Annotated in this window: 15 protein-coding genes; 14 read left to right on the top strand and 1 reads right to left on the bottom strand. The window is 69.3% G+C overall.

Annotated features, from left to right (window positions below; translation table 11 throughout):
* Positions 1–72: 72 nt before the first annotated feature.
* The 11 genes from RZ1_RS19020 to RZ1_RS18970 all read left to right on the top strand — a co-directional run bounded on the left by RZ1_RS19020 (position 73) and on the right by RZ1_RS18970 (position 12,370).
* The gene (locus RZ1_RS19020; RefSeq protein WP_072814055.1) at positions 73–399 is read left to right on the top strand and encodes a TerD family protein; all 327 of its coding nucleotides are present in this window, start codon (positions 73–75) and stop codon (positions 397–399) included.
* 64 nt (positions 400–463) lie between these two features.
* Entirely contained in the window at positions 464–1,039 is a 576-nt protein-coding gene (locus RZ1_RS19015) for a TerD family protein (protein ID WP_072814054.1), read from the top strand.
* Entirely contained in the window at positions 1,039–2,181 is a 1,143-nt protein-coding gene (locus tag RZ1_RS19010) for a DUF475 domain-containing protein (protein WP_072814053.1), read from the top strand. The genes RZ1_RS19015 and RZ1_RS19010 overlap by 1 nt, the downstream gene beginning before the upstream one ends.
* 174 nt (positions 2,182–2,355) lie before the next feature.
* Complete coding sequence (locus RZ1_RS19005) at positions 2,356–3,147, top strand: TIGR03084 family metal-binding protein (RefSeq protein WP_072814052.1); 792 nt, start codon at positions 2,356–2,358, stop codon at positions 3,145–3,147.
* Complete coding sequence (locus tag RZ1_RS19000) at positions 3,144–4,859, top strand: acyclic terpene utilization AtuA family protein (RefSeq protein WP_072814051.1); 1,716 nt, start codon at positions 3,144–3,146, stop codon at positions 4,857–4,859. Before RZ1_RS19005 ends, RZ1_RS19000 begins: the two co-directional genes overlap by 4 nt.
* Positions 4,856–6,004, top strand: coding sequence for an acyl-CoA dehydrogenase family protein (locus tag RZ1_RS18995; RefSeq protein WP_072814050.1), 1,149 nt, complete (start codon positions 4,856–4,858; stop codon positions 6,002–6,004). Before RZ1_RS19000 ends, RZ1_RS18995 begins: the two co-directional genes overlap by 4 nt.
* A complete protein-coding gene (locus RZ1_RS18990) occupies positions 6,001–7,599 on the top strand; it encodes an acyl-CoA carboxylase subunit beta (RefSeq protein WP_072814049.1) in 1,599 nt (532 codons plus the stop codon). The genes RZ1_RS18995 and RZ1_RS18990 overlap by 4 nt, the downstream gene beginning before the upstream one ends.
* A gap of 7 nt (positions 7,600–7,606) precedes the next feature.
* Complete coding sequence (locus RZ1_RS18985) at positions 7,607–9,691, top strand: acetyl/propionyl/methylcrotonyl-CoA carboxylase subunit alpha (RefSeq protein WP_072814048.1); 2,085 nt, start codon at positions 7,607–7,609, stop codon at positions 9,689–9,691.
* The gene (locus RZ1_RS18980) at positions 9,688–10,848 is read left to right on the top strand and encodes an acyl-CoA dehydrogenase family protein (protein ID WP_072814047.1); all 1,161 of its coding nucleotides are present in this window, start codon (positions 9,688–9,690) and stop codon (positions 10,846–10,848) included. Before RZ1_RS18985 ends, RZ1_RS18980 begins: the two co-directional genes overlap by 4 nt.
* A gap of 52 nt (positions 10,849–10,900) precedes the next feature.
* Entirely contained in the window at positions 10,901–11,686 is a 786-nt protein-coding gene (locus tag RZ1_RS18975) for an enoyl-CoA hydratase family protein (protein WP_072814046.1), read from the top strand.
* Between the two features lie 57 nt (positions 11,687–11,743).
* Positions 11,744–12,370: a TetR/AcrR family transcriptional regulator gene (locus RZ1_RS18970; RefSeq protein ID WP_072814045.1), complete on the top strand. Its 627-nt coding sequence runs from the start codon at positions 11,744–11,746 to the stop codon at positions 12,368–12,370.
* Between the two features lie 79 nt (positions 12,371–12,449).
* Here RZ1_RS18970 and RZ1_RS18965 read toward each other — a convergent pair whose 3' ends face one another.
* Positions 12,450–13,001, bottom strand: coding sequence for a TetR/AcrR family transcriptional regulator (locus RZ1_RS18965; protein WP_072814044.1), 552 nt, complete (start codon positions 12,999–13,001; stop codon positions 12,450–12,452).
* Between the two features lie 158 nt (positions 13,002–13,159).
* Here RZ1_RS18965 and RZ1_RS18960 point away from each other — a divergent pair, with 158 nt between their 5' ends.
* The 3 genes from RZ1_RS18960 to RZ1_RS18950 are packed head-to-tail and all read left to right on the top strand — an operon-like array spanning position 13,160 to position 14,903.
* On the top strand, positions 13,160–13,789 hold the full coding sequence (locus RZ1_RS18960) for a TetR/AcrR family transcriptional regulator (protein ID WP_072814043.1): 630 nt from the start codon (positions 13,160–13,162) through the stop codon (positions 13,787–13,789).
* An 11-nt stretch (positions 13,790–13,800) separates the two neighbouring features.
* Entirely contained in the window at positions 13,801–14,343 is a 543-nt protein-coding gene (locus RZ1_RS18955; protein ID WP_083583780.1) for a DUF3558 domain-containing protein, read from the top strand.
* Complete coding sequence (locus tag RZ1_RS18950; protein WP_072814042.1) at positions 14,340–14,903, top strand: DUF3558 domain-containing protein; 564 nt, start codon at positions 14,340–14,342, stop codon at positions 14,901–14,903. The genes RZ1_RS18955 and RZ1_RS18950 overlap by 4 nt, the downstream gene beginning before the upstream one ends.
* Positions 14,904–15,181: the final 278 nt, after the last annotated feature.

Below are 15,181 nucleotides of genomic sequence, written 5' to 3'. Positions count from 1 at the left end.
CGAAGCGGCGATCAACCGATCGCGTGGTTCGGTGGAACTGTGTAGATTCGACCAGGAGGTCGCGGGAACGAAATGTCCGAACTGACGCGCGGTGCCAACACCGCTATCGACGGCGGTCGCCTCGCCCTGTCGGTGTCCGGGGTCCGGCCCGGCTCGGTCGACCCGATGGCCTTCCGGTTCGACGACTCGCATCGGGTCCGGGCCGACGACGACTTCGTGTTCTTCAACCGGCCCATGTCCCGCGAGGACGCGGTGCGACTGGACAGCCCGGGCCGAATCACGGTGGACCTGAACCGGATTCGGCCGGCCATCGGGAAGCTCACGGTCGCCGTCGCGTTGGACGACGCGGCCGGCCGTGCCCACCGATTCGGCCTGAAGTGGCCCCCCTGCTCCAGATGACCTTCGGTCGAAAAGAATACGGCCACAACAGTTTCGAAGTATCCAATCACGAAGGAGTGCACAGATGAGCGTATCCCTGGCCAAGGGCGGCAACGTTTCGCTGTCCAAACAGACCGCCAACCTCACCGCGATCACCGTCGGCCTGGGCTGGGACCAGCGGACCACGACGGGCGCCGCCTATGACCTGGACGCTTCGGCGCTGCTCACCGGACAGGACCGGCGCGTCCTGTCCGACCATCACTTCGTGTTCTACAACAACCTGCGCTCGCCCGACGGCGCCGTCGAACACGCCGGCGACAACCTCACGGGTGAAGGCGACGGCGACGACGAATCGATCGACATCGACCTCGTCGCGCTCGATCCTCGCGTCACCAACATCTTCTTCCCCGTCTCGATCCACGAGGCGATCGAACGCGGACAGTCGTTCGGCCAGGTCGTCAATGCCTTCATCCGCGTCGTCGACCGCAACACCGGCGTCGAACTCGCCCGCTACGACCTCTCCGAGGATGCCTCCACCGAAACCGCGATGATCTTCGGCGAGGTCTACCGGCACGGCGGCGAATGGAAGTTCCGCGCCATCGGCCAGGGCTACGCGTCCGGGCTCACCGGCATCGCCCGCGACTACGGCGTCAACGTCTGATGATCTTCCGCATTTTCGGCGTCTCGTTCGCCGTCTCCGTCGCCGCCCTGGTGGTCGCCTTCCTCTACGGCGGCCCCCAGGCGCTGCTGCTCTGCGCGATCCTCGGCATCCTCGAGGTGTCCCTCTCGTTCGACAACGCGGTCATCAACGCGACGGTCCTGCAGCGGATGAGCGAGTTCTGGCAGAAGATATTCCTCACCGTCGGCGTCCTCATCGCCGTGTTCGGCATGCGCCTGGTGTTCCCGCTGGCGATCGTGTGGCTCGCATCCGGGCTCGGCCCGGTCGAAGCGCTCGACCTGGCACTCAACCCGCCCGCCGACGGCGGCGCCTACTTCCCGGACGGCAGCCCCAGCTACGAAACGCTGATCACCGACGCGCACCCGCAGATCGCGGCGTTCGGCGGCATGTTCCTGCTGATGCTCTTCCTCGGATTCATCCTCGAGGAGAAGGAGATCACCTGGCTGAGCTGGATCGAACGACCCCTCGCCCGTGTCGGCAAGCTCGACCAGCTCGAGGTCGTCGTCGCGACCACCCTGCTCATCGTCACCGCGGTGTTCATCGCCCCCGAGGACAAGACATCGACGGTCATGATCGCCGGCGCGCTCGGCATGATCACCTACATCGCCGTCAACGGCCTCGGCGAACTGTTCAACGTCGAGGAAGAATCCGACGACTCGCGGCGCACCGGGCCGACCGAACTCGCGAAGGCCACCGGTAAGGCGGGGTTCTTCCTGTTCCTCTACCTCGAAGTGCTCGACGCGTCGTTCTCCTTCGACGGTGTGATCGGGGCCTTCGCGATCACCGCGGACCCGATCATCATCGCCCTGGGCCTCGGGTTCATCGGCGCGATGTTCGTCCGGTCGCTCACCGTGTACCTGGTCCGCCAGGGCACCCTGTCGGAGTACGTGTACCTCGAGCACGGCGCCCACTGGGCGATCGGCGCGCTCGCGCTGATCCTGATGTACTCGATCGGAACCCACGTCTCCGAGATCGTCACCGGACTCGTCGGCGTGGTCCTGATCGCCGCCGCCCTCGTCACGAGCATCGTCCGCAACCGTCGCCACCCGGACGGTGACCCGGACGGTGACCCGGACGGCGACACGCCGGCCGGAAGCGACCAGAAGGTGCCCGCCACCGCCTGACACACCCAACCGCAGACGAGAAAGACAGCCGCACGCGTCCAGGACGCATGCGGCTGTCCTATCGGTGGGCGGACCTCGGGATCATCGCGACCCGCGCCACGCGCCGGAGCCGGCCGCGCCCAAAAACAATCATGGGAGCTTGATTTTTCGGGGATGCCGTGTGACCCTGAACTCATGACGGAGCTGCACGCGCTTCTGGACGACCTGCGCGCCGAGGGCGACGACCTCGACGCCCTGGTCGCGGACCTTCCCGCCGACGAGTGGGCGACCCCGACCCCGGCCGCCGGCTGGACCGTCGCCCATCAGATCGGCCACCTCCTGTGGACCGACCGGGCGGCGCTGACCGCGATCGGCGACCCGGACGCGTTCGTCGCATCCGCGCACGCCGCTCTCGCCGACCCGACCGGGTTCGTCGACAAGGCTGCCGCCGAGCTGGCGGCCCGGCCGCCGGCTGAGCTGCTCGCGGACTGGCGTGGCGCCCGCCGCGAACTCGCCGCTGCGCTCGCCGCGGTCCCGGCCGGCACCAAGATCCTCTGGTACGGGCCTCCGATGGGTGCGGCATCGATGGCCACCGCCCGGCTCATGGAGACCTGGGCGCACGGCGGCGACGTCGCGGACGCGCTCGGGGCGACCCGGACTCCCACCGCGCGACTGCGCCATGTCGCGCACCTCGGCGTCCGCACCCGCGACTTCGCGTTCATCGTTCACGACCGCACCCCGCCCGCCGAGCCGTTCCGGGTGCGCCTCGACGCCCCCGACGGCACCGCCTGGGAATGGGGACCCGCCGACGCTGCCCAGGCCGTCACCGGCCCGGCTCTCGATTTCTGCCGCCTCGTCACCCAACGGGTGCATCGAGACGACACCGCGCTCGTCGCCACGGGACCCGACGCCGCCGCGTGGCTGGATCTCGCCCAGGCGTTCGCGGGACCGCCCGGAGCCGGCCGCGACAACGAGGCCGCCCGATGAGCGCACCCGTGCGGATCGGAAACTGCTCGGGCTTCTACGGCGACCGGCTCGCGGCGATGCGCGAGATGCTCGAGGGCGGCGACCTCGATTATCTGACCGGCGACTACCTCGCCGAACTGACGATGCTCATCCTCGGCCGGGATCGGCTGAAGGACCCGAACCTCGGCTACGCCAAGACGTTTCTGCGTCAGGCCGAGGACTGCCTCGGTCTCGCCCTGGACAAGGGCGTCCGGATCGTCACCAACGCCGGCGGCCTGAACCCGGCGGGATTGGCGGCCGCGCTGCGCGAACTCGCCCGGCGCCTCGGCGTCGCCGCGACCGTCGCGCACGTCGAGGGCGACGACCTCATCCGCCGCGTCGACGAACTCGGGCTCGCCGCCGACCCGCCACCGCTGACCGCCAACGCCTATCTCGGTGCGTGGGGCATTGTCCGGTGCCTCGACGCCGGCGCCGACATCGTCGTCACCGGACGGGTCACCGACGCCTCCGTCATCGTCGGGCCCGCGGCCGCACACTTCGGCTGGGCGCGAGACGATTTCGATGAACTCGCCGGAGCCGTCGTCGCCGGGCACGTCATCGAGTGCGGCACCCAGGCCACCGGCGGCAACTACGCGTTCTTCACCGAGATCGACGACCTGGACCGCCCCGGATTCCCGATCGCCGAGATCGCCGCCGACGGCTCGTCGACCATTACCAAACATCCGGGCACCGGGGGAGCGGTCACCGTCGGTACCGTCACCGCGCAACTGCTCTACGAGGTGACCGGCGGACGTTACGCCGGACCCGATGTCACGGCGCGCCTCGACACCGCACGGCTGACCCAGGACGGGCCGGACCGCGTCCGCATCAGCGGGGTGCGCGGCGAAGCTCCGCCGCCGACGCTCAAGGTCTGCCTCAACACCCTCGCCGGGTTCCGCAACGAAGCGGTGTTCGTGCTCACCGGCCTCGACATCGAGGCCAAGGCCGCGCTCACCCGGCGGCAGGTCGAGGCGAACCTGTCGGCCCGGCCCGCCGAACTCGACTGGACGCTGGCCCGCACCGACCACTCCGACGCCGACACCGAGGAAACTGCGAGCGCGCTGCTGCGCTGCACCGCCCGCGACCGCGACCCGAATGTCGTGGGACGCGCATTCTCCTCCGTCGCAGTCGAATTCGCGCTCGCGAGCTATCCAGGATTCTCGCTCACCGCGCCGCCCGGTGCCGGCCAGCCGTACGGGGTGTACACCGCCGCCTACGTCGACGCCGGGCTCGTCCCGCACACCGCGGTACTGCCGGACGGGACCGCGGTCGCGATCGACGCCGTGACGCCGACCCGGCCGCTCGAACCCCTGCCCGAACCGGAACTGCCGCACCCGCTGCCGCCGGGACCCGCCCGTCGCGTCCCGCTCGGCACCCTTGCCGGTGCACGCAGCGGCGACAAGGGAGGCGATGCCAACATCGGCGTGTGGGTCCGCACCGACGATCAGTGGCGCTGGCTGGTCCACACCCTCACCGCCGACGCCGTCAAGGAACTGCTGCCCGAGACGCGACCGCTGACCGTCACCCGGTACGTGCTGCCGCACCTGCGGGCCGTCAATTTCGTCGTCGAAGGCATCCTCGGGCGCGGCGTCGCATCCGGCGCCCGATTCGACCCGCAGGCCAAAGGCCTCGGCGAATGGCTGCGCTCGCGGCACCTCGACATCCCCGAAACCCTGCTGGAGGCCACCGAGTGAGCATCTGGACAACACCCGAACGCACCGCCCTGCGTGACACCGTCACCGGATTCGTGCAACGGGAAATCCTGCCGCATCTCGCGGACTGGGAACGCGACGGGGAGCTGCCCCGTGACCTGCACAAGAAAGCGGCCGCGCTGGGACTGCTCGGCGCCGGATTCCCCGAATCGGTCGGCGGGTCCGGCGGCGACGCCGCCGACACCCTGACGATCTGCGAGGCGTTCCACGAGGCGGGCGCCTCCGGCGGTGCCTTCGCGTCGTTGTTCACCTGCGGCATCGCACTGCCGCACCTGATCGCCGCGGGCGATCCCGAACAGATCCGCAGGTGGGTTGCGCCGACCCTCGCCGGGGATTCGATCGGTTCGCTCGCGATCACCGAACCCGGGGGCGGCTCCGACGTCGGGCACCTGACGACCCGCGCGGACCGCGACGGCGACCACTACATCGTCAACGGTGCCAAGACGTACATCACGTCCGGATGCCGCGCGGACTTCGTCGTCACCGCGGTACGCACCGGTGGTGTCGGAGCCGGTGGGGTATCCCTGCTCGTGATCGAAAAGGGCACACCGGGATTCACGGTCTCCCGTAAGCTCGACAAGATGGGCTGGCGCGCCTCCGACACCGCCGAACTGTCCTTCGTGGACGTGCGGGTCCCCGCCGCGAACCTGGTCGGCGCCGAGAACACCGGATTCGGCCAGATCGCGATGGCCTTCGTCTCCGAGCGCATCGCCCTGGCCGCACAGGCCTACTCCAGCGCGCAGCGCTGCCTCGATCTGACCGTCGCGTGGTGCCGCGACCGCGAGACCTTCGGCCGCCCGCTCATCACCCGGCAGTCCGTGCAACGCACCCTCGCGGAGATGGCCCGGCGCACGGACGTGGCCCGCGTCTACTCGCGGCGCGTTGTCGAACGCGCTCTCGACGGCGACGGCGACCTCCTCGCCGAAGTGTGCTTCGCCAAGAACACCGCCGTCGAAGCCGGCGAGTGGGTCGCGAACCAGGCCGTCCAGCTGTTCGGCGGCCTCGGCTACATGGCCGAATCCGAGGTGGAGCGCCAGTACCGGGACATGCGCATCCTCGGCATCGGCGGTGGCACCTCCGAGATCCTCACCGAACTCGCCGCGAAACGATTGGGGTACACCGGATGAGCGTCCTGACCACCCGGATCGACCCGGCATCGGCCGAGTACGCCGCGGCCTCGCTGACCATGACCGCCAAACTCGCCGAGCTCGACACCGAACACGCGAAGGCCCTCGCCGGCGGCGGCGAGAAGTACGTCGCGCGTCACCATGCGCGCGGCAAACTGCTGCCCCGCGAACGTATCGAACTGCTGATCGACCCCGACTCGCCTTTCCTGGAGCTGTCCCCGCTCGCCGCGTGGGGCACCGAATTCCCGGTCGGCGCCAGCATCGTCACCGGGATCGGCGTCGTCGAGGGCGTCGAGTGCGTGATCGTCGCCAACGACCCCACCGTCCGTGGTGGCACCAGCAATCCGTGGACGTTGCGTAAAAGCCTGCGCGCCAACGATATTGCTCTGCAGAACCGCCTGCCCCTGATTTCGCTGGTCGAGTCGGGCGGCGCCGACCTGCCGACTCAGAAGGAGGTGTTCATTCCGGGCGGCCGGTTGTTCCGCGACCTCACACGCCTGTCCGCGGCCGGGATCCCCACCATCGCGTTGGTCTTCGGGAACTCCACCGCCGGCGGCGCCTACATGCCGGGCATGTCCGACCACGTCGTGATGATCGAGAAACGTTCCAAGGTGTTCCTCGCCGGTCCGCCGCTGGTGAAGATGGCGACCGGGGAGGATTCCGACGACGAGACGCTCGGCGGCGCCGAAATGCATGCGCGCACTTCCGGTCTCGCGGACCATCTCGCTGTCGACGAGCACGACGCGCTGCGCATCGGCCGCAGCATCGTCCGGCGTCTGAACTGGCGCAAGCAGGGACCGGCTCCGCGCGTGGACGTCCGCGGACCCCGCCACGACCCCGAAGAACTCCTGGGCATCGTTCCGGAGGATCTGCGCAAGCCGTTCGACCCGCGCGAGGTGATCGCCCGTGTCGTCGACGATTCCGACTTCGACGAGTTCAAACCCCTGTACGGCTCGTCGCTGGTCACCGGGTGGGCGCAGGTGCACGGCTTCCCGGTCGGGATCCTCGCCAACGCCCGCGGCGTACTGTTCAACGAGGAGTCGCAGAAGGCCGCCCAGTTCATCCAGCTCGCGAACCGTGCGGACACGCCACTGTTGTTCCTGCACAACACCACCGGCTACATGGTGGGCCGCGAATACGAGGAACGCGGCATGATCAAACACGGCGCGATGATGATCAACGCGGTCTCCAACTCGACCGTCCCGCACATCTCGATCCTGCTCGGCGCCTCCTACGGTGCGGGCCACTACGGCATGTGCGGGCGCGCGTACGATCCGCGTTTCCTGTTCGCGTGGCCCAGCGCCAAATCCGCGGTGATGGGCGGGGCGCAACTTGCCGGCGTCGTCTCGATCGTGGGTCGCGCCGCCGCCGAAGCGCGAGGCCAGGCGTTCGACGAGGCTGCCGACGAAGCGATGCGCGCCGCGATCGAGCAGCAGATCGAAGCCGAATCGCTTCCGATGTTCCTGTCCGGGCGCCTCTACGACGACGGCGTCATCGACCCCCGGGACACCCGAACCGTGGTGGGGATGTGCCTGTCGGCCGTCGCCACCGCCCCGATCGAAGGCGCCGACGGTTTCGGTGTCTTCCGGATGTGAGGCCGCGATGACAGTGGAACCGTCCCTGACCGGCGCAGCGGTGCCGGCCCCCGTGTCCAGGGTGCTCGTGGCCAACCGCGGCGAGATCGCGCGCCGCGTCTTCGCGACCTGCCGGCGCACCGGCCTCGCGACCGTCGCGGTGTTCTCCGACGCCGACGCGAACAGTCCGCACGTGGACGACGCCGACGTCGCGGTACGCCTGCCGGGGCACGCCCCGGCCGACACCTACCTGCGCGGCGACCTCATCGTCGCCGCCGCGCTCGCCGCCGGTGCCGACGCCGTCCACCCCGGATACGGATTCCTTTCGGAGAACGCCGGGTTCGCCCGGAGCGTCCGGGACGCGGGACTCACGTGGATCGGTCCGCCGCCGGCCTCGATCGAACAGATGGGGTCGAAGGTCGAGGCCAAGAAGATCATGGCCGCGGCCGGGGTGCCGGTGCTCGCCGAACTCGATCCGGCGGCGGTCACCGCCGCGGATCTACCCGTGCTCATCAAAGCCTCCGCCGGGGGCGGGGGCCGCGGCATGCGGGTGGTGCGCGAGCTCGCGGACCTCGACGAGCAACTGGCTGCGGCCCGGCGCGAGGCACAGTCCGCCTTCGGCGATCCCACCGTGTTCTGCGAGCGCTATCTCGAGACCGGCAGGCACATCGAAGTGCAGGTGCTCGCCGACCGGCACGGCACCGTGTGGGCGGTCGGGGAACGTGAATGCTCCATTCAGCGCCGGCACCAGAAGGTCGTCGAGGAGGCACCCTCGCCGCTCGTCGAGGCCGTGCCCGGGATGCGGGAGCGTCTGTTCGAGGCGGCGCGGCTCGCGGCCTCGGCCATCGGCTACGAGGGCGCCGGGACCGTCGAGTTCCTCGCCACGGGCGATACCGGGCAGGGCAGCACAGCGGGTGAGTTCTACTTCCTGGAGATGAACACCCGCCTGCAGGTCGAGCATCCGGTCACCGAATGCACCACCGGCCTCGACCTCGTCGAGCTGCAACTCCATGTCGCGGCCGGAGGACGGCTCGCTCCCGAACCCCCCGCGGTCCGAGGGCACTCGATCGAGGCTCGGCTCTACGCCGAGGACCCCGCGCGGGGCTGGCAACCGCAGTCCGGCACGGTGCACCGGCTCGCGCTCGCCACCCTGCCCGCCGAGTTCACGGTGCTGCGCGAGACCGGGATACGACTGGATTCGGGGGTTGTCGACGGCACCGAGGTCGGGGTGAACTACGACCCGATGCTGGCCAAGGTCATCTCCTGGGCGCCGACCCGCGCGGTCGCGGCACGGCTGCTCGCCGCCACCCTCGCCTCCGCCGAGGTACACGGTGTGCGCACCAACCGCGACCTGCTGGTCAACGTGCTGCGGCACCCCGCGTTCCTGGCCGGCGACACCGATACCGCGTTCTTCGACACGCACGGCCTCGAAGCGCTGTCGGCTCCCTTGGCGGACCGGCGGGCCGAGGCGGCCTCGGCGCTGGCCGCGGCCCTCGCCGACGCCGCACACCGCCGTGCAACCGCGCTCGTGAACGCGGGCCTGCCGAGTGGCTGGCGGAACCTGCCGTCCGGGCCGCAGGTCAAGACGTACGTCGGCGACCACGGTGAGCACGAGGTGCGTTACCGGCTCGGCCGCACCGGTCTCGACACAGCCGGGTTCGACACAGCCGGGTTCGACACAGTTGTCCTTCTCGACCAGCGGCCCGACCGGGTGGTACTCGAATTGGACGGGCTGCGCCGAGAATTCCGGGTCGCGCGCTACGACGACGGGGTGTCTGTCGACGCGGTGTATGTCGACTCGGGGCTCGGACCGGTCCGGTTGCACGAGGTCCCTCGCTTCACCGATCCGTCCACGCAGGTCGCCGCGGGGTCGCTGCTTGCGCCGATGCCGGGCGCGGTGATCCGTCTCGGCGCCGACGTCGGCGACACCGTCGCCGCCGGGCAGCCGATCCTCTGGCTCGACGCGATGAAGATGGAACACACGATCACCGCCCCCGCCTCGGGGGTGCTCACCGAATTGAACGTCACCGTCGGCGCGCAGGTCACCGTCGGCGCGCTCCTGGCCGTCGTGGCGGAGGCGGACGCGCAAATCTCAGAAGGAGATCAGGCATGAGTGTCATCGAAACCGACGAACAGAAGCAGTTGCGAGCCGCGGTCGCGGCGCTCGCCGAACGGTACAACTACGTCGACTACGTGTTGCCGAAGGCTCGACGCCACGAACCGCTCACCGAATTGTGGCAGGAGGCATCGAAACTCGGCTTCCTCGGTGTGAACCTGCCGGAGGAGTACGGCGGCGGCGGCGCCGGCATCTACGAACTCGCGCTCGTCCAGGAGGAACTCGCTGCCAAGGGCTGTGGCCTGCTCCTGGTGGTGGTGTCGCCCGCGATCTGCGGCACCATCATCTCCAAGTACGGCACCGATGCGCAGAAGCAGCAGTGGTTGCCCGGAATCGCGGACGGCTCGAAGATCATGGCGTTCGGAATCACCGAGGCCGACGCCGGCTCGAACTCGCACCGGATCTCTACGGTCGCCAAGCGTGACGGCGAGGATTGGATCCTGAGCGGCAGTAAGATCTTCATCTCCGGTGTCGACCAGGCCGACGCGGTGCTCGTCGTCGCCCGGACGGAGGACGCGAAGACCGGCAAGTTGCGGCCCGCCCTGTTCATCGTGCCCACCGATACCCCCGGTTTCGTCAAGACGCCCATGGAAATGGACATCATCGAACCCGACCACCAGTTCGCGTTGTTCCTGGACGACGTGCGGCTGCCCGCCGACGCGTTGGTCGGTGAACCGGAAGCGGCGTTGATGCAGTTGTTCGCCGGGCTCAACCCCGAACGCATCCTCGGTGCGGCGATGGCGGTCGGGATCGGCCGCTACGCCCTCGACGCGGCGGTGCGCTACGCCGGGGAGCGCACCGTGTGGAAGGACCCGATCGGTGCGCACCAGGGCATCGCACATCCGTTGGCGCAGTGCAAGATCGAACTCGAGCTCGCGAAGCTGATGATGCAGAAGGCCGCCGTCCTGTACGACAGCGGCGACGACTTCGGCGCGGCGGAAGCGGCGAACATGGCGAAGTACGCGGGCGCCGAGGCCAGCATCAAGACACTCGACCAGGCGATCCAGACCCACGGCGGTGGCGGTCTCACCCAGGAGTACGGTCTCGCGTCGCTGCTCGGTGCCGCTCGCATCGCGCGGGTCGCTCCGGTGAGCCGGGAAATGATCCTCAACTTCGTGTCCCAGCATTCCCTGGGGCTGCCGCGGTCGTACTGAGTTCGCAGACGCGAAAGTTCGTGGAGGCGACGGTTTTGTAGAGGAGACACAAGTGACCGGTTCGGAACGCTCCGAGACGTACGTGCGGTACGAGGCGTCGCGCGGGTTCGCCAAGCTGACCCTGGACTCGCCGCACAACCGCAACGCACTGTCGGCGCGCATGCTCGACGAGTTGCATCGCGGTCTGGACGCGGCCGCGTCCGATCCCGGGGTTCGCGCGGTCGTTCTCACCCACACGGGCGGAACATTTTGTGCAGGAGCCGATCTCGGTGAGGCGTCGGGCAATCCGTCTGAGGCGGCTGCGCAGCGGACCCGTGAGATGACGGCGCTGCTGCGCGCGATTCTGGAACTTCCGAAACCGGTCGTCGGGACGATCGACGGTCACGTGCGGGCCGGGGGGATGGGCCTGGTCGGCGCGTGCGACATCGTCGTCGCGGGACCACGCTCGACGTTCGCGCTGACCGAGGCCAAGCTCGGTCTCGCCGCGTCGATCGTCTCCCTGACCGTGCTGCCGCGTCTGTCCCAGCGGGCCGCGGGCCGGTACTTCCTCACCGGGGAACGCTTCGGTCCGGAGGAGGCGGTCGGGATCGGCCTGGTCACGATGGAGACGGACGATCCCGCCGCGACCGTGCACGAACTGCTCGCCGAACTGGCCGAGTGCTCGCCGCAGGGCCTGGCCGAATCCAAACGGCTCACCACGATGCGCGTCCTCGCCGACTTCGACCGCTACGGGGACGAACTGGCCGCGCAGTCGGCCCGCCTGTTCGGTTCCGACGAAGCGATCGAAGGAATGACCGCGTTCCTGCAGCGCAGGCCTGCATCGTGGACGCGGATGTGAATCGGTCGGCCGCGGGTGCTTTTGATCGAGCGGACCCCGGTGAGGAACAGTGCAGTCATGAGCACAGGGCCGGCCGACGACAGCCGACGCCGCGCGGAGCAGGAACGCAGCCGCGCCACCCGCACGACGATCCTCGACGCCGCCGTCGAGGTCCTCGTCGCACACGGCTACTCGCGGGCGACCACCGTGCGGATCCAGCAGGCCGCCGGTGTGTCCCGCGGTCGGTTGCTGCACCACTATCCGAATCGGGACTCGCTGCTCGTCGCCGCCGTCCACCACCTCGCCGCGAGGGGAGTGCGCGACGTCGGCCGGGATCGGCGGTGGCCGACGGACCCGGTCGAGCGCATCGAGGTGGCCGTGGACCTGATGTGGCAGCACTTCCGCCAGCCGTACTTCTGGGCATCGATGGAACTGTGGTTGGCTGCGCGTTCGCACGAGGATCTGCGCACCGAGCTGCTCCCGTTGGAACGGGCACTCGGCGGCATGATCAAGGAACAGACGGACAGGTTCTTCGGATCGGACCTGACTGCGCATTCCCGCTACGCCGAGATCCGCGACCTCGTGTACACGAGCATGCGCGGTGTCGCCCTCGGCTACGCGATCGATCCGCGTGACGCCGGGACGGATCCGTACCTGCGCGAGTGGCGCCGTCAGTTCGAACAGGTGTTGCTCGACCGTGCCTGACGACGACGGCAACCGCGGCGGGCCGCGAATTCTGTACCGCGGCGGGCCGCGAATTCTGTACCGCGGCGGGCCGCGGGAGCTATGCCACCGCGCGCGCGGCCAGCGCGTCCGAGAACGTGCGTTTCAGTGCCCATCGGAGTTGCTCGAGATCCGGCTGCGGCATCGACTGCTGGTAGCCGTACAGGATGAGCAGGCCCATCCGGGCGAAGTTCTCGGCGTCGACGCCGGGTCCGAGCAGTCCGGAGGTGGCTTCGAGCACGACCGCGAATCGTTGCTCGTCGACCACGCTCTGTACGGCCCGGACTTCGCCGTCGCTGTGTGCCCAGGCCCGGATCGCGGATTCTGCGCGGTGCGGCAGCGCACATGCGAACTCGATGAGCAGCTCGAGGCGCTGATCGGAAGCGCCGACGAGCCGGGCGGCGTCGACGAGCTGCAGCGTGCGCTGGTCGAGCCAGTGCTGCAGAAACTCGGTCTTGAATTGACCCCAGCTCTGGAAATAGTTGTAGAACGATCCGGTCGTGACCGACAGGTGCCGGCACAGGGGCGCCTGTTTGAGACCACCGTGGTCGTCCGTCGACAGAATCTCGATGGCGGCGTCGAAATAGTCCTCCCGCCTGACAAGTGTCGCCACGATGAGACCTCCCCTTCCCGTTCGTGTCGTTCTCGAGTGTACGAAAGGGCGCGCCGTGCACCCGGCGACCTGCCGTGCGGTGCCATCATGGGTCAGCTGCCGGCTCCGGGGAAGAGTGCCGTGGCAGCCGCACAGCACGACACACACGGAGGGCAGCAGTGAGGCGCGAGCCCAAGCAGGACCGCAGCCGCGCGACGCGCCAGCGGCTGCTCGAAGCGACGATCGACTGCCTCGCCGAACTCGGGTGGAGTGCGACCACCGTCGGTGTCGTCGCCGAACGTGCCGGTGTGTCGCGGGGCGCGACCCAGCATCATTTCCCGACCCGCGAGGAGCTGATCACCGCCGCGCTCGAGTTCATGTTCGACAGCCGCATGGACATGGTGCGCAGCGAGAGCATCGACCTTCCGTTCGGTCCGGCCCGCACCGAGGCCGTCGTCGCCCGGCTCGTCGAGCAGTACACCGGCAGCTTGTTCCGGGCTGCGCTACAGGTGTGGACCGCTGCGGCCGCCGACCCGGAACTGCGGGCGCGCATCGTGCCGCTCGAGGAGCGCTTCGGACGCGTCGCGCATCGCGTGGCCGTGGAGGAACTCGGCGCGGACGGCTCCGACCCGGTCGTGCACCGCATGGTGCAGGCCACGCTGGACCTGGCCCGCGGTCTCGGTCTCGCGGACGTGCTCACCGACGATTCGCGCCGCCGCGCCGAGATCGTGCGGCACTGGGCCGCCCAGCTCGACACGGTCATCGACCCCGCGCGTCGTCGTCCGGCGACCGAGGGCTCGGCTCGGTAAGGTCAGTGCTCATGCTTGCCAAGCAGGCCACGATGCTGGCCGCGGTCGCGGTCGTCGGGTTCGCCGCCACCGGGTGCGGCTCCGGTGACGACGGGCCTCCGGTCGCCGATGCGCCGTCCGCCCCGCAGGTCACCGAGCCCGGTCCGTTCTTCGGGGAGTGCAGCTCGGTCACGGACGACGAGGTGGCCGCCGCCTTCGGTCTGGGGACGTTCGCGACGGTCACCCGCAACTCGGTGGGGTGTGAGTGGGAGACCGTGGTGGGTGGGCCGAGCGTCACGTTCTCCTGGTACCGCGGCAGTCCCATCGGGCGGGAACGTGCCGGCTCCGATCTGATCGGCCGTCCTGCCGCCGACGTCGAGATCGGTGGGCACGAGGGGTTCATGGGCTCGGCGCAGAACGAGTTGGGGCAGATCGTGCTGTGTGAGATCGGCCTGCAGTTCGGCGGCGATTTCGTCCACTGGTCCGTCACGTACTCCGACTTCACGCCCGCCGCGGATGCGTGCGTGGTCGCGCGCCGGCTCGCGGAGCTGTCCGTGGAGAGGTCGGCGAAATGATCACGACCGGAATCGCCGCGGCACGCCGGCGGCGCACGGCGGCGGTACTGACCTGCGTGGCCGCCGTGGCTGCGCTCACCGGCTGCGGTCGCACCGTCGAGGGCAGGGCAGTTCAGGAGGGCGCCGGCGGGGCCGGCGCGTCGGCGGAGTTCACCAAGCTGCTCACCGAGTGCGATGCCGTCACCGACGAGCAGATCGCGCAGAGCGTCGGATCGGACTACGTGCTGCGCGGGTTCTTCGGTGCGATCTGCCGCTGGGACGGTGACGGGCCCACCGGTCCCGTCAAGGTCACCTTCAACTGGTTCGAGACGGGCGCGCTCGACACCGAACGCGAGGCCGGTGAACGGCTCGGATACGCGGTGGAGAACACCACAGTCGAGGGCAGGCGGGCGATCCAGATGCGGCGACCTGCCGATCCGGATTCGTGCGGTGTCTCGGCGAACGCGTCCACCGCGGGCATCTTCGGCTGGTGGGTGCAGTACGCACCGGGATCGGGGCATCCCGACCCGTGCGAGGCGGCCGCCACGTTGGTTCGGCTCACACTGAACCTGAGCAGTTGAGCGACGGTCCGAGGCGGTGGTACGAGCCGTTGCTCACTTTGACCCGGTGGCTCGGCGCCAGGTATCGTTGTGGGTCGTGTCCGGCATGCCCGGGCCGATCTGTGTGCCTATGCGAGGTAGTGCCGTGCGCGCGGTCTGTAGACAACTGCAGTTTGCGAGCCCCCGGCTGCCTGTGTGGGGGTACGCGACACGCCCGACCTCGTGTGCACACGGGGGGCCGGGTGCGGGGCAGTTGCTTCCTTGCCCCAACCGATGGATCCCTAATTTCAGAACAGCCG

This window comes from Rhodococcus zopfii NBRC 100606 = JCM 9919 (genome assembly GCF_001895025.1).
GTDB classification, from domain to species: Bacteria; Actinomycetota; Actinomycetes; order Mycobacteriales; family Mycobacteriaceae; genus Rhodococcus; species Rhodococcus zopfii.
The sequence above is the reverse complement of the archived record's forward strand: the minus strand, read 5'-3'. Positions and strand labels throughout refer to the sequence as shown.